Annotated in this window: 19 protein-coding genes and 1 pseudogene; 11 read left to right on the top strand and 9 right to left on the bottom strand. The window is 71.0% G+C overall.

Going from position 1 to position 17,160, the window contains the following annotated elements:
• Positions 1 to 40: 40 nt before the first annotated feature.
• The 3 genes from AB0I91_RS26650 (at position 41) to AB0I91_RS26640 (ending at position 1,924) form a co-directional block, all read left to right on the top strand.
• Positions 41 to 1,060: a glycerate kinase family protein gene (locus tag AB0I91_RS26650; protein ID WP_499639349.1), complete on the top strand. Its 1,020-nt coding sequence runs from the start codon at positions 41 to 43 to the stop codon at positions 1,058 to 1,060.
• A gap of 90 nt (positions 1,061 to 1,150) precedes the next feature.
• On the top strand, positions 1,151 to 1,525 hold the full coding sequence (locus tag AB0I91_RS26645) for a HesB/IscA family protein (protein ID WP_498773614.1): 375 nt from the start codon (positions 1,151 to 1,153) through the stop codon (positions 1,523 to 1,525).
• 84 nt (positions 1,526 to 1,609) lie between these two features.
• Positions 1,610 to 1,924, top strand: a complete 315-nt coding sequence (locus AB0I91_RS26640) for a PASTA domain-containing protein (protein WP_498773616.1) — start codon at positions 1,610 to 1,612, stop codon at positions 1,922 to 1,924.
• Between the two features lie 178 nt (positions 1,925 to 2,102).
• On the opposite strand, the gene AB0I91_RS26635 is transcribed toward AB0I91_RS26640, so the two are convergent.
• A complete protein-coding gene (locus AB0I91_RS26635) occupies positions 2,103 to 2,276 on the bottom strand; it encodes a hypothetical protein (RefSeq protein WP_498773618.1) in 174 nt (57 codons plus the stop codon).
• Between the two features lie 73 nt (positions 2,277 to 2,349).
• On the bottom strand, positions 2,350 to 3,528 hold the full coding sequence (locus AB0I91_RS26630) for an MFS transporter (RefSeq protein ID WP_498773620.1): 1,179 nt from the start codon (positions 3,526 to 3,528) through the stop codon (positions 2,350 to 2,352).
• 81 nt (positions 3,529 to 3,609) lie between these two features.
• On the opposite strand from AB0I91_RS26630, the gene AB0I91_RS26625 reads away from it, so the two are divergent.
• Complete coding sequence (locus AB0I91_RS26625) at positions 3,610 to 4,029, top strand: MerR family transcriptional regulator (RefSeq protein WP_498773622.1); 420 nt, start codon at positions 3,610 to 3,612, stop codon at positions 4,027 to 4,029.
• A 55-nt stretch (positions 4,030 to 4,084) separates the two neighbouring features.
• Here the strand turns inward: AB0I91_RS26625 and asnB are convergent, their stop codons facing one another.
• Positions 4,085 to 6,013 (bottom strand): asparagine synthase (glutamine-hydrolyzing), encoded by a 1,929-nt coding sequence (gene asnB, locus AB0I91_RS26620; RefSeq protein WP_498773624.1) that lies wholly within the window; start codon positions 6,011 to 6,013, stop codon positions 4,085 to 4,087.
• 207 nt (positions 6,014 to 6,220) lie between these two features.
• Between asnB and ctaC the strand changes: the two genes are divergently transcribed.
• Both ctaC and AB0I91_RS26610 read left to right on the top strand, forming a co-directional pair.
• The gene (gene ctaC / locus AB0I91_RS26615; RefSeq protein WP_498773626.1) at positions 6,221 to 7,153 is read left to right on the top strand and encodes an aa3-type cytochrome oxidase subunit II; all 933 of its coding nucleotides are present in this window, start codon (positions 6,221 to 6,223) and stop codon (positions 7,151 to 7,153) included.
• Between the two features lie 12 nt (positions 7,154 to 7,165).
• Complete coding sequence (locus AB0I91_RS26610) at positions 7,166 to 7,582, top strand: cytochrome c oxidase subunit 4 (RefSeq protein ID WP_230566755.1); 417 nt, start codon at positions 7,166 to 7,168, stop codon at positions 7,580 to 7,582.
• A 60-nt stretch (positions 7,583 to 7,642) separates the two neighbouring features.
• On the opposite strand, the gene AB0I91_RS26605 is transcribed toward AB0I91_RS26610, so the two are convergent.
• Both AB0I91_RS26605 and AB0I91_RS26600 read right to left on the bottom strand, forming a co-directional pair.
• The gene (locus tag AB0I91_RS26605; protein ID WP_498773628.1) at positions 7,643 to 8,311 is read right to left on the bottom strand and encodes a lysophospholipid acyltransferase family protein; all 669 of its coding nucleotides are present in this window, start codon (positions 8,309 to 8,311) and stop codon (positions 7,643 to 7,645) included.
• Between the two features lie 67 nt (positions 8,312 to 8,378).
• The gene (locus AB0I91_RS26600) at positions 8,379 to 9,275 is read right to left on the bottom strand and encodes an MBL fold metallo-hydrolase (RefSeq protein ID WP_499639346.1); all 897 of its coding nucleotides are present in this window, start codon (positions 9,273 to 9,275) and stop codon (positions 8,379 to 8,381) included.
• An 82-nt stretch (positions 9,276 to 9,357) separates the two neighbouring features.
• Between AB0I91_RS26600 and AB0I91_RS26595 the strand changes: the two genes are divergently transcribed.
• A complete protein-coding gene (locus tag AB0I91_RS26595; RefSeq protein WP_498773632.1) occupies positions 9,358 to 10,230 on the top strand; it encodes a LysR family transcriptional regulator in 873 nt (290 codons plus the stop codon).
• 172 nt (positions 10,231 to 10,402) lie between these two features.
• On the opposite strand, the gene trpD is transcribed toward AB0I91_RS26595, so the two are convergent.
• From trpD to AB0I91_RS26580, 3 genes and pseudogenes are all read right to left on the bottom strand, one after another.
• Entirely contained in the window at positions 10,403 to 11,455 is a 1,053-nt protein-coding gene (gene trpD, locus AB0I91_RS26590) for an anthranilate phosphoribosyltransferase (protein WP_498773634.1), read from the bottom strand.
• Between the two features lie 7 nt (positions 11,456 to 11,462).
• The gene (locus AB0I91_RS26585) at positions 11,463 to 11,873 is read right to left on the bottom strand and encodes a hypothetical protein (protein ID WP_498773637.1); all 411 of its coding nucleotides are present in this window, start codon (positions 11,871 to 11,873) and stop codon (positions 11,463 to 11,465) included.
• 67 nt (positions 11,874 to 11,940) lie between these two features.
• Positions 11,941 to 12,318 (bottom strand): annotated as a pseudogene (locus AB0I91_RS26580) (hypothetical protein); the annotation flags it as partial.
• Positions 12,319 to 12,402: 84 nt separating this feature from the next.
• Between AB0I91_RS26580 and ctaE the strand changes: the two are divergent.
• From ctaE to qcrB, 4 genes are read left to right on the top strand one after another with little or no spacing between them, the layout of a single operon-like run.
• Positions 12,403 to 13,011, top strand: coding sequence for an aa3-type cytochrome oxidase subunit III (gene ctaE, locus AB0I91_RS26575; protein ID WP_499639344.1), 609 nt, complete (start codon positions 12,403 to 12,405; stop codon positions 13,009 to 13,011).
• 44 nt (positions 13,012 to 13,055) lie between these two features.
• Positions 13,056 to 13,865 (top strand): cytochrome bc1 complex diheme cytochrome c subunit, encoded by an 810-nt coding sequence (gene qcrC / locus AB0I91_RS26570; RefSeq protein ID WP_498773639.1) that lies wholly within the window; start codon positions 13,056 to 13,058, stop codon positions 13,863 to 13,865.
• Complete coding sequence (qcrA, locus tag AB0I91_RS26565; RefSeq protein ID WP_498773641.1) at positions 13,862 to 14,986, top strand: cytochrome bc1 complex Rieske iron-sulfur subunit; 1,125 nt, start codon at positions 13,862 to 13,864, stop codon at positions 14,984 to 14,986. The genes qcrC and qcrA overlap by 4 nt, the downstream gene beginning before the upstream one ends.
• Positions 14,983 to 16,653: a cytochrome bc1 complex cytochrome b subunit gene (gene qcrB / locus AB0I91_RS26560; RefSeq protein ID WP_498773643.1), complete on the top strand. Its 1,671-nt coding sequence runs from the start codon at positions 14,983 to 14,985 to the stop codon at positions 16,651 to 16,653. Before qcrA ends, qcrB begins: the two co-directional genes overlap by 4 nt.
• A 67-nt stretch (positions 16,654 to 16,720) precedes the next feature.
• Here the strand turns inward: qcrB and AB0I91_RS26555 are convergent, their stop codons facing one another.
• Entirely contained in the window at positions 16,721 to 17,071 is a 351-nt protein-coding gene (locus AB0I91_RS26555; RefSeq protein WP_499616570.1) for a hypothetical protein, read from the bottom strand.
• Positions 17,072 to 17,160: the final 89 nt, after the last annotated feature.

The following is a 17,160-nucleotide window of genomic DNA, read 5'->3' as shown; positions in this document are numbered from 1 at the left end:
CACCAGAGTAGGAGATGCCCCGATAAGTACTGTTCGCGAGGTGCGAGTTGTCATTGCGCCGGACTGCTTCGGCGGCACGCTGACCGCGCGTGAGGTCGCCGAGGCCGTGGCCGAGGGCTGGCGCCGCACCGCTCCCGACGACGACCTCCGGCTGCGCCCGCTGGCCGACGGCGGGCCGGGTTTCGTGGACGTCCTGCACGCCGCGCTGGGCGGCACGCTCCACACGACGACCGTCACCGGACCGCTCGGCGCGCCCGTCGAGGCGACGTGGCTGGAGCACGACGGGTCCGCGTACGTCGAGTCCGCCCAGGCCTGTGGCCTGCACCTCGTCCCCGTCGACGAGCGCGCGCGGGCCGCCGAGACCGCCACCACCAGGGGTGTCGGCGAGCTGGTCAACGCGGCCGGCGACGCCCTCGTGCACACGATCGTGGTCGGCCTCGGCGGCTCGGGGACGACGGACGGCGGCGCGGGGCTGCGGGAGACCGTCCGCGCCGTCACCGCCCGGCTGGTCGCCGCCGCCGACGTGGGGAACCCGCTGCTGGGCCCGCACGGCGCCGCGCGCACGTTCGGCCCGCAGAAGGGCGCGTCACCCGGAGCGGTGGCGCGGCTGGAGGCGCGGCTGGCGGCGATGGACGAGTTGGCCGAGGTCCGCGACCGGCCTGGCGCGGGTGCGGCGGGTGGCCTCGGAGCCGCGCTGATGGCGCTCGGGGCCGAGGTGGCGTCCGGCGCGGGAATGGTGCGGGAGCTCACCCGGTTGGATGAAGCGCTGGACCACGCCGACCTGGCCGTGACCGGTGAGGGGAGCTTCGACTGGCAGTCGCTGCGCGGGAAGCTGGTGACCGCCGTGGCCGGTGGCGCGGCCGAGCGCGGCGTGCCCTGCGTGGTGCTCGCGGGCCAGGTCACGGTGGGCAGGCGGGAGGCAGCGGCGGTGGGCGTGCAGGAGTCGTACTCGGTGGCCGAGCACGCCGGATCGGTGGAGCGCAGCCTCGCGGACCCGCACGGGACGCTGGCCGACCTCGCCGCCCGCGTGGCGAGGCAGTGGTCACACTCCCGGCCGTGACGTCTGTGCGACCATGGGGGTAGGAACAAAGCGGGTACTTCCCGTGTTGCCCGGAGATAGATGCCCGCAAAGGACCTCTGAGGGAGAGCCATGACGACCGCTCAGGACGCAGTCACCACGACTCCTGACGCCCCGCCCACCCACGGCGTGACGCTGACCGAGGCGGCTGCCGTGAAGGCCAAGGCGCTGCTGGACCAGGAGGGGCGCGACGACATGCACCTGCGCATCGCCGTCCAGCCCGGTGGTTGCGCGGGGCTGCGTTACCAGCTGTTCTTCGACGAGCGCACGCTCGACGGTGACGCGCTGCGCGACTTCAACGGCATGAAGGTGGCCGTCGACCGCATGAGCGCGCCGTACGTCGAGGGTGCCGTGATCGACTTCGTCGACACGATCGAGAAGCAGGGTTTCACGATCGACAACCCGAACGCCGGCGGTTCGTGCGCCTGCGGCGACTCGTTCCACTGATCGACCCGCTGGACCGCGGTTCACGGAGAGGCCCCCGCCACGGCGGGGGCCTTTTCCGTTGCTCCGGGTGGGACGCTGGCGACCATGACGCACGCGGAAGTGCCCCACTTAGTAGGCCTGACCGTCCGGCAGGCGCGGACGACGGGCCACGACGCGGGTGTGGTCGTGACCTCTCGTCACCTGGACGGGCCGCCGCTGGGCGAGCTGACCTGGCCCGGGATCTGGGTCGTCACCGCGCAGGACCCCACCGCCGGCCGACGGGTGCGCCGCGGCACGCCGGTCATGATCGACTTCGAGGAGCGTCCCGACGAGGGCGGCGCGGGCGACCGCGAACCACGCCACCCACCGCCCACGCAGGACGAACTCAAGGCCGACCCGATCGAGGACCACGCCGAGTGAGCGACGGCGCCTTGCCGCCGGGCTCTGGTCAGCCTTGCCGAGTGAGTCTCGGCGCCCGCGTCGGCCGCGTGCGTGACCCGGCGTCGGCCGGACGCGCTCGGGAACTGCTGGAGGTCGCTCGGCTCGTGCGGACCGCCGCCGACGCCGTGCGAAGGCTGAAGCGCGTGCGGTCGCAGCTTCAGACGTAGGCGTCCAGGTCGGCGACCTGGGCGTAATTGGCGTCGTCCACCCGCCACGGCGTCGCGGCCCCGGGCTCGGGGTGGGGCTCGGCCTCCGCGCCGCGCAGCTCGCGCGGCAGGTCGGTGCAGTCCTCGATCAGTTCGGCCAACGTGTCCGCCTCGGTGTTCCTCACATCGGCGACCGTATTCGTGCCGAGGGCTTGACAGAAGCCCTACCGGGCGGTAGTACCGCTCGGTAGGGCCCGCTCACACGTGTGCGGCCAGCGGTGTGGGTGCGGTGGACGTTGCGGGACGGGCGGTCACCTTGCCGACCACCAGGGCCACCGCCACGCCTAGCACGGTCGACAGGCCGCCGACGGTCCCGACCCACCGCAGGCCGAGCCCGCTGGTCAGCACCACGCCGCCGAGCATCGGGCCCAGCGCCGCGGCCACGTTGAACGCGGAGATGTTCACCGAGGCGACCAGCCCGGCCGCCGAACCCGCCTGCCCCATCAGGTAGGTGTGGATCAGCGGACCCGCCGTGAACGCGCTCGCGCCCAGCACGAACACGCTCACCACGGCCGCCACCTTGCTCTCCAGCATCAGGCCCTGCGCCAGCAGCATCACGCCGAGCACGGCCAGCGGGATCGGCAGCACGCGGGCGATCCGGTCCGGCGCCACCTTGCCCGCCAGCGTGCTGCCGACGAGCGTCCCGAGGCCGTACACGAGCAGCACGCCGGTCACCCAACCCGGCTCGAAACCGCTCACCTCGCGCAACGCGGGCGCCACGTACGTGAACGCCGTGATCAGACCGGTGAACGACAGGATCGTGGTGGCCAGGCCCAGCAGCACGGTCCGCCTGCCGAACGCGAACAGGCTGGCCCGCACGCCGGGTTCCGGCTCGTGCGCGACCTTCGGCGTGCCGAGCACGACCCCGACCAGCCCGATCGCGGTCAACGCGCTGACCAGCACGAACGACGCCCGCCAGCCGTAGTTCTGGCCGATCAGCGTGCCGAGCGGGATGCCGAGGATGGTGGACAGGGCGACACCGTTGACGACCTTGGCGATGGCCGCGGTCTGCTTCTCCGGCGGCACGGCGGCGATGGCGATCTGGGACGCCACCGCGAAGAACAGGCCCTGGGCGAGCGCGGCCACCATGCGCGCGACCATGAGCAGGGTGTAGTCGTCGGCCAGGGCGCTGCCCAGGGACGCCACCAGGGCCAGCGCCATGACGGAGATCAGGAGCTTGCGACGCGCGATGCGCCCGGTGAGCACGGTGAGCACCGGACCGCCCAGGGCGACCGAGATGGCGTAGGCGGTCACCAGCAGGCCCGCGGTCGGCACGTCGACGCCGAGGTCGGCGGCCACCTCGGGCAGCACGCCGACGATGATGAACTCGGAGGTGCCCACCGCGAAGGCGCTGAGCATCAGGATGAAGGCGATCACGACGACGACGCTAAAGTGTGACACTGACGTCAGGGTCAAGGTTGCGTGATCAAGCGCTCTTCTGGACAGGGGTGGGAATAAGTGCTGATCGGGGAGCTCGCGGAGAAGACCGGCGCCACCGTGCGCATGCTGCGCTACTACGACCAACAGGGCCTGCTCACGCCCCAGCGCACGGATTCCCGCTACCGCGTCTACGACGAGTCCGATGTGGAACGCGTCCGCAGCGTCCGCTGCCTCATCAACTCCGGCCTGAACGTGCGCCTGGCCAAGCTGGTGCTCGCGCACGCGTTCGACCAGGACGTCCAGCTGCCCGAGGACGAGGCGGGCTGCGTGCCCCTCCTGCGCATGCTCAACGACGAGCTCGCGTCCGTCGAGGGCCGCATCGAGCAACTGGCCCGCACCAAGGAGCACCTGACCAGGCTGGTCGGCGACGTCAGCCGGATCATGGCCGAGAAGGCCGACGCGAGGTGCGAGTCGGAACCGGTGCAGAAGGCCGGCTGAGACCACGCGCGAAGGCCCCCGGCACGCGCGCGCCGGGGCCTTCACCGCGGGGGAGCTAGAGCTTGACGGGGTAGTGCGGCTCGGGGACGACCGGGCGGATCCGGCCCTCCACGAAGATCCCGTGCCAGATCATGAACACCAGCAGCGCCCAGATCCGCCTGCTGTGGTCCGCGACACCCGACCGGTGCTCCTCGATGATCCGCAGCACCGCGCCCTTGTCGAGGTACTGGTCGGTCTGCGACTGGCGCACGGTCTCCACCGCCCAGTCGTGCATCTCGTCCTTCAGCCAGTGCCGGATCGGCACCGGGAAGCCCAGCTTGCGCCGGTTGAGCACGTGCGCGGGCACGATGTCGCGGATCGCCCGGCGCAACGCGTGCTTGGTCGTCTCCTTGGTGAGCTTCAGCTCCGACGGCACCTGCGACGCGATCCGGAACACCTCGGGGTCCAGGAACGGCACCCGCAGCTCGAGCGAGTTCGCCATCGTCATCTTGTCGGCCTTGACCAGGATGTCGCCGCGCAGCCACGTGAACAGGTCCACGTGCTGCATCCGGGTCACCGGGTCCCAGCCCTCCGACTCCCGGTACACGTGCGCCGTCACGTCCTTGTGCGACACGCTCGGGTCGTACGTGCGCAGCACCTGCTGGATCTGGTCGTCCATGAAGATCCGCGCGTTGCCGTAATAGCGCTCCTCCAGCGTGAGCGCCCCGCGCCGCAGCAGGTCCTTGCCGCGCACGCCCTGCGGGATCTTCGTGGACACCTTGCCCATGGCCTTGCGCAACGCGCCCGGCACCTTCTCGAACGGCGCCAGCGACAGCGGCTCGCGGTAGATCGTGTAGCCGCCGAACAGCTCGTCCGCGCCCTCGCCCGACAGCACGACCTTCACGTGCTCACGCGCCTCGCGGGCGATGAACCACAACGGCACCAGCGCGGGGTCGGCCACCGGGTCGTCCAGGTACCACGTGATCAGCGGCAGGGCGTCCATCATCTCCTGCGCCGTCACCGCCCGGACCACGTGCTTGACCCCGATCGCGGCGGCAGACTCGGCGGCCACGTCGATCTCGGAGTAGCCCTGCCGCTCGAACCCCGTGGTGAACGTGATCAGGTCCGGGTTGTGCTCCTTGGCCAGCGCCGCGACCACGGTCGAGTCGATGCCGCCGGACAGGAACGAGCCGACCGTCACGTCCGCGCGCATGTGCTTGGCCACCGAGTCGCGCAACGCCTCGGTGATCTCGTCGTACAGCCGGTTCTCGTCGGCCTCGCCGCGCACCGCGCGCGGCCGGAACGTGGCCGGGAAGTACCGCTCGACCACCGGCTTGCCGCCCGGCTTGAGCGTGAACGACGTGCCGGACTCGATGCGGTGGATCTCGCTCTGCAGCGACTCGGGCTCCGGCACGTACTGCAGGATCAGGTAGTGCTGCAGCGCCTTCTCGTCGACCTTCGGGCGGATGCCGATCGCCGGCGCCAGCTCCAGCACCGACTTCTTCTCGCTGGAGAACGCCACGCCGCCCGGACCGGCCGCGTAGTACAGCGGCTTGATGCCGAACGGGTCGCGCGCGCCGAAGACGACCCGGCGCGCCTTGTCCCAGATCAGGAACGCGAACATGCCGCGCAGCCTGGCCACGGCGGCCGGGCCCCAGTAGTGGTAGGCGGCCACGATCGTCTCGGTGTCGCCGTCGGTGGCGAACACGGCGCCGAACTGCTTGGTCAGCTCCGCGCGCAGCTCCACGTAGTTGTAGATCTCGCCGTTGAACAGGATCGCGTAGCGACCCTGCTGGTCGTGCGGACCCCAGTGCAGGGGTTGGTGCGAGTGCTCGATGTCGATGATGGACAGGCGGTTGAAGCCGAAGACGACCTCACCGCCCTGCCAGGTGCCGCTCTCGTCGGGGCCGCGGTGGCGCATGCAGCGCAGTGCCCCCGCCACCGCCGAGCGCGCCCGCTCGGCCTCGTTCTCGCCAGGGCAAACCAGTCCTACCAGGCCGCACACGCCGTAAACACCCTTCGTGTCGTGTGGAGAAGACTCCAGTATGCCGGGGGGCCGGTGTGTGACCGAAACTGCACTCCAAGGGGGCGGCCCCCGACGGGTGACGCGCCGTGCGCTGAGCTACGCTCCCGCATGATCCGGCATGGGGCGCTTCCACGTCCCTGCCTGCGAGCTTTTTGACGTTGAGGGCGACTGAGGAGGCGGCGAGCAGTGGGCCTGAAGGAGGGCACCAGGGCAGCCCGGCTGGCGAAGGTCGGCGGGCTGGTCGGCCTGGTCGGCGTCGGGGCCACGGGTTGCTCCACGGAAGAGGTGCTGCGCTTCGGTTGGCCGGTGGCCGTGACGCCGCAGGCCGAGGCGATGCGCGAGCTGTGGACCTGGTCGGTCGTCGCGGCTCTCGCGGTCGGCGTGATCGTGTGGGGCCTGATCCTCTGGTCGGTCGCGTTCCACCGCAAGAAGAGCGAGGAGCTGCCCCGCCAGGTCGCCTACAACCTGCCGCTGGAGCTCGTGCTGCTGGTCGTGCCGACGATCATCGTCGCGGTGTTGTTCTACTTCACCGCGGTGACGCAGAACTACGTCACCGACAAGTCCAAGACCCCGGACGTCACGGTGGACGTGATCGCGTTCCAGTGGAACTGGGAGTTCCAGTACCCCCAGTTCAAGACCGAGACCGCGGACCTGCCCGTGAGCACCGTCGGCACGTCCGGCGAGATCCCGCTCCTGGTGGTGCCGCAGGGCAAGTCGATCCGCTTCAACCTGCGGTCGACCGACGTCATCCACTCGTTCTACGTGCCGGAGTTCCACTTCAAGCGGGACGTCTTCCCCGAGCCGGAGAAGAACAACCAGGACAACTCGTTCCAGATCGACCAGATCGACCGGACCGGGTCGTTCGTCGGTCGCTGCGCCGAGCTGTGCGGCGTCTACCACGCCGTGATGAACTTCGAGGTCAGGGCGCTGGAGTCGGCCGACTTCGACCGGTACATGCAGCTGCGGCAGGAGACGAACCCGGACACCGGGCAGCCCTACAGCGCCGCCGAGGCGTTGACCGAGCTGGACTGCGGTGAGCTGTGCACGCCGCACGCCGTGACGACCAAGCCCTTCGACACCGACCGGACTGTCCGCGAGGCGTCCGACGGTGGGAAGTAGGAGGACGCTGCGATGAAGGTCGAAGCCCGCATTTTTGACTTGGTGATGGCGTTCTCGTTCCTGATGGCCGTCGTGTACGGCTACTGGACCTGGGCGGACACCGGTTTCGTCGAGCCGACCGGCACGGTGGCGCTCGCGCTGACCGGCGGGTTGGCGCTGATCGTCGGCACGTACTTCCGGTTCGTCGCCCGGCGCATCGAGGTGCGGCCCGAGGACAACGCGGACGCCGAGGTCAGCGACGGCGCCGGTGAGCTGGGCTTCTTCAGCCCCGGCAGCTACTGGCCGATCGGCCTCGCGGCGGCCGCCGCGACGGCGGGTGTCGCCCTCGCGTTCTGGCACATCTGGCTGCTGGTGATCGCCGTGGTGCTCGTGCTGATCGCCGTCGGCGGTCTGGTGTTCGAGTACCACACCGGTCCGAGCCACGACTGAGCCCGACGTCGACGAAGGGGCCCACCTCGCGAGGTGGGCCCCTTCGTCGTGTCCGGGCCGTCAGGCGGCGGCGTTCGAGCTCTGATAGCTGTCCACGTACTCCTGTTCGGACAGCTCCAGGATGCGGTAGACGATCTCGTCGGTGACCGAGCGCAGCACCGGCAGCGACTCCTGCATGCCCGCGTAGCGGTCGAAGCGCAGCGGCTCGCCGAACCGGACGGTGATCGGGCGGACGCGGGGCAGCCTGCGGTCGACCGGCTGCACCTGGTCGGTGCCGATGATCCCGACCGGGACGACCGGCGCGCCGGACTCCAGCGCCATCCGGGCCACGCCGGTGCGACCGCGGTGCAGGCGGCCGTCCAGCGAGCGCGTGCCCTCGGGGTAGATGGCGAACGCGCCGCCGCGGTCGAGGATGTCCTTGGCGGTGTCCAGCGACGCCCTGGCGGCCCGGCCCAGGCCCCGGCGCACGGGGACGTGGCCGAGGGAGCCGAAGAAGTAGCGGGACAGCGCGCCCTTGGCGCCCTTGCCCTCGAAGTACTCGGCCTTGGCGAGGAACGAGACGCGGCGCGGCACCACCATCGGGATGACGACGCTGTCGATGAACGACAGGTGGTTCGGCGCGAGGATCACCGGACCGTCGGCGGGCACGTTCTCCAGCCCTTCGACCGTCGGCCGGTAGACCAGCCGCGCCGTGGGCGCCACCACTCGTTTCATCACCGTGTAGAGCATGTGGACAGCATGACTGGCCCCCGTTGCGCGGCGGTGAAAAGGTGGCCGCAATCTCTGGCGCGGTCGTTCACGCGGGGTGCTCGGCGCACAGGCAGCCGACGCCCTTCCCGATCCACTCGCGACCGGTCCACCCGGGGTGGCGTTCGACCATCAACGCCTCGACCTCCGCGGCGATCGCCTGTTCGTCCATCGCCGAACCGCGGCGTGCCCACGTCTCGTCGCGCAGCAGCCTGAGGTAGTCGCGGACGTCGGCGAGCAGCCGCGCGTCGCCGACCTCGCCGTGACCGGGCACGACGGTGCGCGCGCCGGTCGCGGCGAGGCGTTCCAGCACCGCGAGCCAGCGGGTGCCCGAGACGTCGGTGTCGTGCGGCGGGAACCACGGGAAGATCGCGAACTGGCCCGCCTCCACCAGGTCGCCGGTGAACAGCACGTCCGCGTCCGGCACCCGGACGACCTGGTCGCCCCGGCTGTGCGCACGGCCCGTGGCGCGCAGCTCCACCACCCGGCCGCCGAGGTCCAGGGTGTGCTCGCGGTCGTAGACGAGGTCGGGACGCACGAGCTCGACGCCGACGAGCCGCCGGGCGACCGACTCGCCGAGCCCGCGGAACATCTCCAGGTAGCCGGGGCCCTTCCGCGCCAGGTCGTCGGCCTGGTCGCGGTTGAGCAGGAAGGTCGCCTCGCCCGCGAAGACCTGCGCGCCGAACGCGTGCTCGGGGTGGAAGTGGGTCGTGGTCAGGTACAGCCTGCGGCCGCGGGCGTGCTCGACCGCGAACTCCAGCACGGCTTCCGCGTTGCGCACGCCCAACCCGGTCTCGACCACGAGCACGGAGTGCGAGCCGCCGATGACGCCGATGTTGGGCACGAGCGGCACGCCACCGTCCGGGACCACCACGAGGTCACGGGCGAGGTCACGGGCGTCGGAGACCCGCACGGCGGGGTCGGGCAACGAAGTGGGTCCGGTCATGCGACCAGTCCACTCCGGACCGGGCGGAGGCGTCCAAGACCCGTACCGCACCGCCGATACCGTCCCGGTATCGTCGCCGGTGATGGACCTCCGCGAGCTGCGCTACTTCGTCGCCGTCGCCGAAGAACTCCACTTCGGACGAGCCGCCACCCGGCTGCACATGACCCAGCCGCCGCTCAGCCGTGCGATCAAGCAGCTCGAAACCGAGCTCGGCCACGTGCTGCTGCACCGCTCGCCGGCCGGGGTGGCCCTCACCCCGGCCGGCGCGTCGCTCTACGACGAGGCGCGCACGCTGCTGGCGCGGGCCGACGAGGTCCGCGCCAAGGTGGCCGCCGCGGCGGGCACGGAGACGATCACGATCGGCACCCTCGCCGACAGCGCCGAGCAGGTGGGCGCCCGGCTGGCCGCCACCTACCGCGCGCGCCACCCCGGCGTGCGGGTCCGGATCCGCGAGGCGGACTTCGCCGACCCGACCACGGGGCTGCGGGCGGGCTTGGCCGACGTGGCCCTCACCAGGGCGCCGTTCGACGACACGGGCATCGTCACGCACGTGCTGCGCAGCGATCCGGTCGGCGTGGTCCTGCGCGTGGACGACCCCTTGGCCGGCCGGGGGAGCGTGCACTCCGACGAGTTGGCCGACCGGCGGTGGTTCCGCCTGCCGGAGGGTGCGGACCCGGTCTGGCGGGCTTATTGGAGCGGCGGGAAGCACCGTGAGGGACCGGTCGTGCGCACCGCGCACGAGTGCCTGCAAGCCGTGCTGTGGAACGGCTCGGTGGGGTTGGCCCCGCTGGGCCACGCGCTGCCCGAGGGGCTCACCACGGTGCCGCTGGTCGACCTGCCGCCGAGCCGCCTGGTCGTGGCCTGGGTCGGCGCCGAACCGGGCCCGCTCGTGCGCTCGTTCGCCCGCATCGCCGCGGCCGCCTACGGCGCGCGAGCGTCGCAAGAGGACCGCTGACGACGACGGCTCGGGCGTTCACCCGGCCGCTGGCCGCTGGGGGTTGGTCGACGGCTCGGGCGCGCACCTGACCCACCTGGGTCACCTGACCGCCGGGGTTGCCCGGCCGCCTGGGGCACCCGGCCGCGCGGGCGTTTACCCGTCGGTTCGGGCGGTCACGCAGCCGTCGAGGTCACCCGTCCGCGAGGGACGCCTTCAGCTCCGACGACCGCGCCGCCCACCGCCGCAGCAGGTCCGCCGCCGCGCCGGAGTCGATCGCCGCCGCGGCCCGGCCCATCGCGCCGGCGAGGTCCGCGTGCAGGTCGCCCGACAGCCCGCCGTGCGCGGCGAGCGCGCCCGCCGCGTTGAGCAGCACCGCGTCCCGCACCGCGCCCGGCTTCCCCGCCAGCAGGTCGCGCACGACCTCGGCGTTCACCGAGGCGTCGCCGCCCTTGAGGTCGTCGGCCAGCGCCGGTGCGATGCCCAGCGCCGACGGGTCGATCCGGTCGGTCCGCACCTCGCCGCCGTCGGCGACCCAGACCGACGTCGTGGTGGTCGTGGTGATCTCGTCCATCCCGTCGTCACCGCGCACGACCAGCACGGTGTTGCCCCGACGGGCGAAGACGCCCGAGATCAGCGGCGCGAACGCCACCCGGGCGCACCCCACCAGACCGACCTTCGGCTGCGCCGGGTTGGTCAGCGGGCCGAGCAGGTTGAACGAGGTCGGGATGCCGATCTCGCGCCGCGGCGCGCCCGCGTGCCGGAAACCGGGGTGGAACACCGGCGCGAAGCAGAACCCGATGCCCAGCTCCTCCACCGTCTGCTGCACGCCCAGCGGCGGCAGGTCGATGGCCACGCCGAGCGCTTCGAGCACGTCCGCCGTGCCGCACTTGGACGACGCCGCGCGGTTGCCGTGCTTGACCACCGGCACGCCGGCGGCGGACGCGACGATCGCCGCCATGGTCGAGATGTTCACCGACCCGGAGTTGTCACCGCCCGTGCCGACGATGTCCGCCGCGCGCACGTCCACGGTGAACCGGCGGGCGTGCCGCAGCATCATCGTGGCGATGCCGTCGACCTCTTCCGGCGTCTCGCCCTTGGCCCGCAGCGCCACCGCGAACGCGGCGATCTGCGCGGGCGTCGCGGCGCCGGACATCACTTGGTCCATCGCCCACGCCGTGTCGCCCTGGGACAGGTCGACGCGGTCGACGAGCTGGTTCAGCAGTAACGGCCAGGTGCGCTCCACGGCGACCTCAGCCCCGGACGGCGGGCAGCGCCGTCGAGCGCAGCACCTCGGCCACGGTCTCGGCGGCGGCCAGCGGGTCGAGCGGGTGCACCAGCACCGCGTCCGCCTGCGACCACGTCGCCAGCCACCGGTCGTCCTTGCGGCGCACCGCGACCACGATCGGCGGGCAGTCGGTGATCTCGTTCTTCAGCTGCCGGGACAGGCCCATGCCGCCGGTGGGCTGCGCCTCGCCGTCCAGGATCGCCAGGTCGACGCCGCCGTTGTCCATCTCGTACAGGACGTCGGCGATCTTGCCGACCTCGACGTACTCGACGCGACCCAGGTCGGGCGCGGGTCGGCGGCCCACCGCAGTGATGATCGTCTCACGCACCTCGGGGCGGTGGCTGAACACCAGGATCCTGGTCGTCTGCGTGCTCATCGGCGCGATCCTCCGGCGGGTCGGGGTGCGAGGTGGCCCAGATGTTATCCGGCTGACCGTGCGTGACTTGCAGTGCGTCCCACCCGATCCAGTCGCCGCCGAGCCGCTGGGCCAGGCTCGCCATCCGGGCCCGCTCCTGGGCGCAGCCCAACGCGTCCAACCGCTGCACCCGCAACGCGTGCCAGCGATCTTCGCGGCGGAGCGCCCAGCCGTCCGGCGCGAGCAGCTCACGCGCGCGTTCTACCTGGTCAGGCGGCAGTTCGAGGTGGTGGCGCAGGACCGCGGGCTCGTCCGGTCGCCACCGGGGCGACCTGGCCAGCGCAGCCGAGTCGGCCTCCGCGACGTCGAACGCCTCCACCACCACCGCCAGGCCGGGTGAATCGATCTCCAGTGCGGGTACACCCCGTCGCGCGCGTCGATCACGCCACCGGCTCAACAACCCCATGACCGTCCTCACCGTGCGTGTGACCCAGATGACCTGCGTACGTGCCCCGGACCCGATGGGCGGGACGAAAACCTGCAAGCAATAATGCGTCGTGTGACAACGGCAGCGCCCTCAATCGGCCAGCGCGTGCACTCGCTGAACCGCCCGAACATGGTCAGCGTCGGCACGATCGTCTGGCTGTCCAGTGAGCTCATGTTCTTCGCCGGGCTCTTCGCCATGTTCTTCACGGTGAAGGCCCAGAACGAAGGGCACTGGCCACCAGCACCGACCCACTTGAACGTGCCTTACGCACTGTTCTTCACGGTCATCCTGGTGGCGTCCTCGTTCACGTGCCAGTGGGGCGTGTTCGCCGCCGAGCGGGGTGACGTGTTCGGGCTGCGCCGCTGGTACATCGTGACGCTGATCATGGGCGCGATCTTCGTCGCCGGTCAGGCCGGTGAGTACGTCACCCTCGTGAGCGAGGGCACGACGATCCCGGCCTCGGCCTACGGCACCGTCTTCTACCTGACGACCGGCTTCCACGGCCTGCACGTGATCGGTGGCCTGATCGCGTTCGGCTACCTGCTGGTCCGCACGAAGCTGAGCAAGTTCACGCCCGCGCAGGCGACCTCCGCGATCGTCGTGTCGTACTACTGGCACTTCGTCGACGTCGTCTGGATCGGCTTGTTCGCCATCATCTACATCGTGCCCTGACCAGCTCGTACCCCGAACTCACACCAGCAAGGGTTGCCGCACACATGACCACCAACACCACACGGGCCCGGAAGCGCGGCACGAAGCTGCGCAGGCGGATCTCGGGCCTGCTCGCGCTGGGCTTCGCGCTGCTGGCCGCGGGCTTCCTGTTCAGCGCCCTCGCGCCGCAGCCGCAGACCGCGCAGGCGCAGGACGACCCGGCGCAGGTGCGACTGGGCGAGCAGCTCTACAACAACACCTGCATCACCTGCCACGGCGAGAACCTCGACGGCGTCGAGGACCGCGGACCCAGCCTGATCGGCGTCGGCGAGGCGGCGGTGTTCTTCCAGGTGTCCTCCGGTCGCATGCCGATGGCCCGCCAGGAGGCGCAGGCGCAGCGCAAGCCCGCCAAGTTCACGCCGGAGGAGGTGGACGCGATCGGCGCGTTCATCCAGACCCGCGGCGGCGGCCCGCAGACCCCCGCGGAGCGCGGCGAGGCGCTGCGCGGCGAGGACCCGGCCCGCGGCGGCGAGCTGTTCCGGCTCAACTGCTCGGCGTGCCACAACTTCACCGGCCGCGGCGGGGCGCTGTCGTCCGGCAAGTTCGCGCCGGAGCTGGACGGCGTGTCCGAGGAGCAGCTGTACACCGCGATGCTCACGGGCCCGCAGAACATGCCGAAGTTCTCCGACCGGCAGCTCACGCCGGAGGAGAAGAAGGACATCATCGCTTACATCAAGTCGGTGACCGACGGGAACAACAACCCCGGCGGCGCCCCCCTCGGCGGCCTAGGGCCGGTATCGGAGGGTCTGATCGCGTTCATCGTGGGTATCGCCGCACTCATCGGCGTGACCCTCTGGATCGGAGCCAAGGCATGAGCGGCGTGAAGCCGAACGAGCTGCCAGACGAGGCGGAACTCGCCGAGATGAGCCGGGACGAGCTGGTCAAGCTCGGCACCGCGCTGGACGGCGTCGAGATCGTCCACTACGAGGACCGCTGGCCGGTCAAGGGCACGCGCGCGGAGAAGCGCGCCGAGCGACTGGTGGCCCTCTGGTTCGCCATCGCCGCGCTCGCCGGCATCGCCTTCCTCGTGGCGTTCATCTGGTGGCCGTGGAAGTACGAGGCTCCGCACACCAACGAGCACATCCTGTACAGCCTCTACACGCCGGTCATCGGTTTCACGCTGGGCCTGTCGATCCTCGGCCTCGGCGTCGGCGCGCTGCTGTACACGAAGAAGTTCATCCCCGAGGAGCTGTCCGTCCAGCAGCGCCACGAGGGCGGCTCGTCCGAGGTGGACAAGGCCACGATCGTGGCGCAGCTGGCCGACGCCGGCGAGCGCTCCACGATCGGCCGCCGCTCGCTCATCAAGCGGACCGCGGGCCTCGGCGCCGGCGTGTTCGGCCTCGGCGTGCTGGCCGTGCCGCTCGGCGGCCTGATCAAGAACCCGTGGGCGGACAGCGACTCGAAGGACTCGCTCTGGCACACCGCGTGGAAGTCCGAGAACGGCGAGAAGGTCTACCTGCGCCGGCACACGGGCAACTTCCACGACGTCGCGCTGGTGCGCCCCGAGGACCTCGAAGCCGGTGGTTTCGAAACGGTGTTCCCGTTCCGCGAGTCGGAGCGCGACGACGAAGAAGCCCTGGTGCACGCGCTGAAGCGGGCCGACAGCCCGGTCATGCTCATCCGCCTGCGCCCCGGCCAGGCCGTGACCAAGCGCGCGGGCCAGGAGGACTTCAACTACGGCGACTTCTACGCGTACTCGAAGATCTGCACCCACCTCGGGTGCCCCACTTCGCTGTACGAGCAGCAGACCGGCCTGCTCCTGTGCCCCTGCCACCAGTCGCAGTTCGACGTCTTCCACTACGCCAAGCCCCGGTTCGGTCCGGCGACCCGTGCCCTGCCGCAGCTTCCGATCACGGTTGACGAGGACGGATACTTGATTGCCCGCGGCGACTTCATCGAGGCCGTGGGTCCGGCGTTCTGGGAGCGTAAGTCATGAGTGGCATCACCACGCCGACGAAACGGCAGGGCGCGGGCGCCCGCGTGGCGGGTGGCGCCGCCAAGTGGGCCGACGACCGGTTCCACATGGCTTCCGGCATGCGGAAGCAGTTGAACAAGGTCTTCCCGACGCACTGGTCGTTCCTGCTCGGCGAGATCGCGCTGTACAGCTTCATCGTCCTGCTGCTGTCGGGCACCTACCTGGCGCTGTTCTTCGACCCCTCCATGGAGGAGGTCGTCTACAACGGCAGCTTCGTGAACCTCCAGGGCATCGAGATGTCCCGGGCGTTCGAGTCGACCCTGCACATCTCGTTCGAGGTGCGCGGCGGCCTGTTCGTCCGCCAGGTCCACCACTGGGCCGCGCTGCTGTTCATGGGCGCGATCGTCGTGCACATGTTCCGGATCTTCTTCACGGGCGCGTTCCGCCGCCCGCGTGAGATCAACTGGGTCATCGGCATCGTGCTGTTCATGCTGGGCGCGATCGAGGGCTTCCTCGGCTACTCGCTGCCCGACGACCTGCTCTCCGGCACCGGCCTGCGGGTGATGGCGGCGCTGCTGATCTCGTTCCCGGTGGTCGGCACGTGGATCAACTGGCTGGCGTTCGGCGGCGAGTTCCCCGGCACGGAGATCATCCCGCGGCTCTACACGCTGCACATCCTGGTCATCCCGGGCATCATCCTGGCGCTGATCGCGGTGCACCTCGGCGTGGTCTGGTACCAGAAGCACACGCAGTTCCCGGGCGTGGGCCGCAAGGAGACCAACGTCGTCGGCGTGCGCATCATGCCGGTGTTCGCGGCCAAGGGCGGCGGGTTCTTCGCCGTGGTCGTGGCGGTCACGGCGATCATGGGCGGCATCTTCCAGATCAACCCGATCTGGAACTTCGGCCCCTACAACGCGGCGCAGGTGTCGGCGGGCGTGCAGCCCGACTGGTACATGGGCTGGACCGACGGCCTGATCCGCCTGTGGCCCGCGTGGGAGCTGTACCTGGGCAACTACACGGTGCCCGCGCCGTTCCTGCCGTTCCTCCTGGGCCTGCCGCTGCTGACCGGTCTCGCGGCGGTGTACCCGTGGATCGAGCGCAAGATGACCAAGGACTACGCGCACCACAACCTGCTGCAGCGCCCGCGCGACGTGCCGGTCCGGACGTCGCTCGGCGCCATGGCGATCTCGTACTTCATGGTGCTGCTGCTCTCGGGCGGCAACGACATCATCGCGATGAAGTTCGACATCTCGCTGAACGCGATGACGTGGATGGGCCGCATCGGCATGCTCCTCGTCCCGCCGCTGGCGTACTTCATCACCTACCGCATCTGCATCGGCTTGCAGCGCGCGGACCGCGAGGTGCTGGAGCACGGCGTCGAGACGGGCATCATCAAGCGCCTGCCGCACGGCGAGTTCATCGAGGTCCACCAGCCGCTGGGCCCGGTGGACGAGCACGGCCACCCGCTGCCGCTGGCCTACCAGGGCGCGTCGGTGCCGAAGAAGATGAACAAGCTGGGTTCGGCCGGCCACCCGGTGCCGGGCAGCTTCCTGACCCCGGACCCGCAGGAGGAGACCGCCGCCCTGTCCCGCGCGCGGGCCGAGCGCGGTGTCGCGGCGGACTCGCTGACCGCCGAGAACAAGCCGGCGGGCGAGCTGGCCGGGAAGCCGGCCCAGCCGGAGGACTGACGGTTCTGACGACGAGGGCCCCGCACCTGCTCCAGGTGCGGGGCCCTCGTCGTGCCCGGGTCGGGGGTCAGTAGGCCGGGTCGTCCTGGTCGAGCAGCGTCCACCCCAGCGTGCGCGCGAGGGCGTCCAGCAGGTGGTGCTGGGCCCGGGTGGTGGCCTCGTCGGGCCACAGCGCCGTGCGGTGGGAGTGCGGGCACCACCGCGTGACGTCGAGGCTGACCACGAGGTCGTCCGGCGCCGTCGCGAACCGGCCGGAGGCGTCGACCTCGGCGTTGACCATCATGGCGCCGGTCTCGTCCCCGGTGAGCCAGGTGGCGGCGCGGTCGTGCCTGAGCCCGAGCGCGACGAGCCGCTCACCGACGTCCGCGAGCGGCAACGCCCCGCCGTCGGCGGCGCGGATCGCGAAGTACTCGCACACGGGAGTGACCCTAGCCGGGACGCGGGTCGCCGCAGGTGCGCGCGCTCCCGGCCCGCGCCGGCGACCCCCTGCTCCCGGCGGACGCTGGC

It is taken from the genome of Actinosynnema sp. NPDC049800 (genome assembly GCF_040656635.1).
GTDB lineage: Bacteria > Actinomycetota > Actinomycetes > Mycobacteriales > Pseudonocardiaceae > Actinosynnema.
Note: the sequence above shows the minus strand (reverse complement) of the source record. Positions and strands in the feature narration are given on the sequence as shown.

Coding starts and splice junctions, on each gene's coding strand:
- AB0I91_RS26610 (WP_230566755.1), top strand. CDS start 7,166: ATGAAGGTCGAAGCCCGCATTTTTGACTTGGTGATGGCGTTCTCGTTC.
- qcrB (WP_498773643.1), top strand. CDS start 14,983: ATGAGTGGCATCACCACGCCGACGAAACGGCAGGGCGCGGGCGCCCGC.
- AB0I91_RS26645 (WP_498773614.1), top strand. CDS start 1,151: ATGACGACCGCTCAGGACGCAGTCACCACGACTCCTGACGCCCCGCCC.
- qcrC (WP_498773639.1), top strand. CDS start 13,056: ATGACCACCAACACCACACGGGCCCGGAAGCGCGGCACGAAGCTGCGC.
- AB0I91_RS26640 (WP_498773616.1), top strand. CDS start 1,610: ATGACGCACGCGGAAGTGCCCCACTTAGTAGGCCTGACCGTCCGGCAG.
- qcrA (WP_498773641.1), top strand. CDS start 13,862: ATGAGCGGCGTGAAGCCGAACGAGCTGCCAGACGAGGCGGAACTCGCC.
- AB0I91_RS26585 (WP_498773637.1), bottom strand. CDS start 11,873: ATGAGCACGCAGACGACCAGGATCCTGGTGTTCAGCCACCGCCCCGAG.
- AB0I91_RS26595 (WP_498773632.1), top strand. CDS start 9,358: ATGGACCTCCGCGAGCTGCGCTACTTCGTCGCCGTCGCCGAAGAACTC.
- AB0I91_RS26600 (WP_499639346.1), bottom strand. CDS start 9,275: ATGACCGGACCCACTTCGTTGCCCGACCCCGCCGTGCGGGTCTCCGAC.
- AB0I91_RS26605 (WP_498773628.1), bottom strand. CDS start 8,311: ATGCTCTACACGGTGATGAAACGAGTGGTGGCGCCCACGGCGCGGCTG.
- ctaE (WP_499639344.1), top strand. CDS start 12,403: ATGCGTCGTGTGACAACGGCAGCGCCCTCAATCGGCCAGCGCGTGCAC.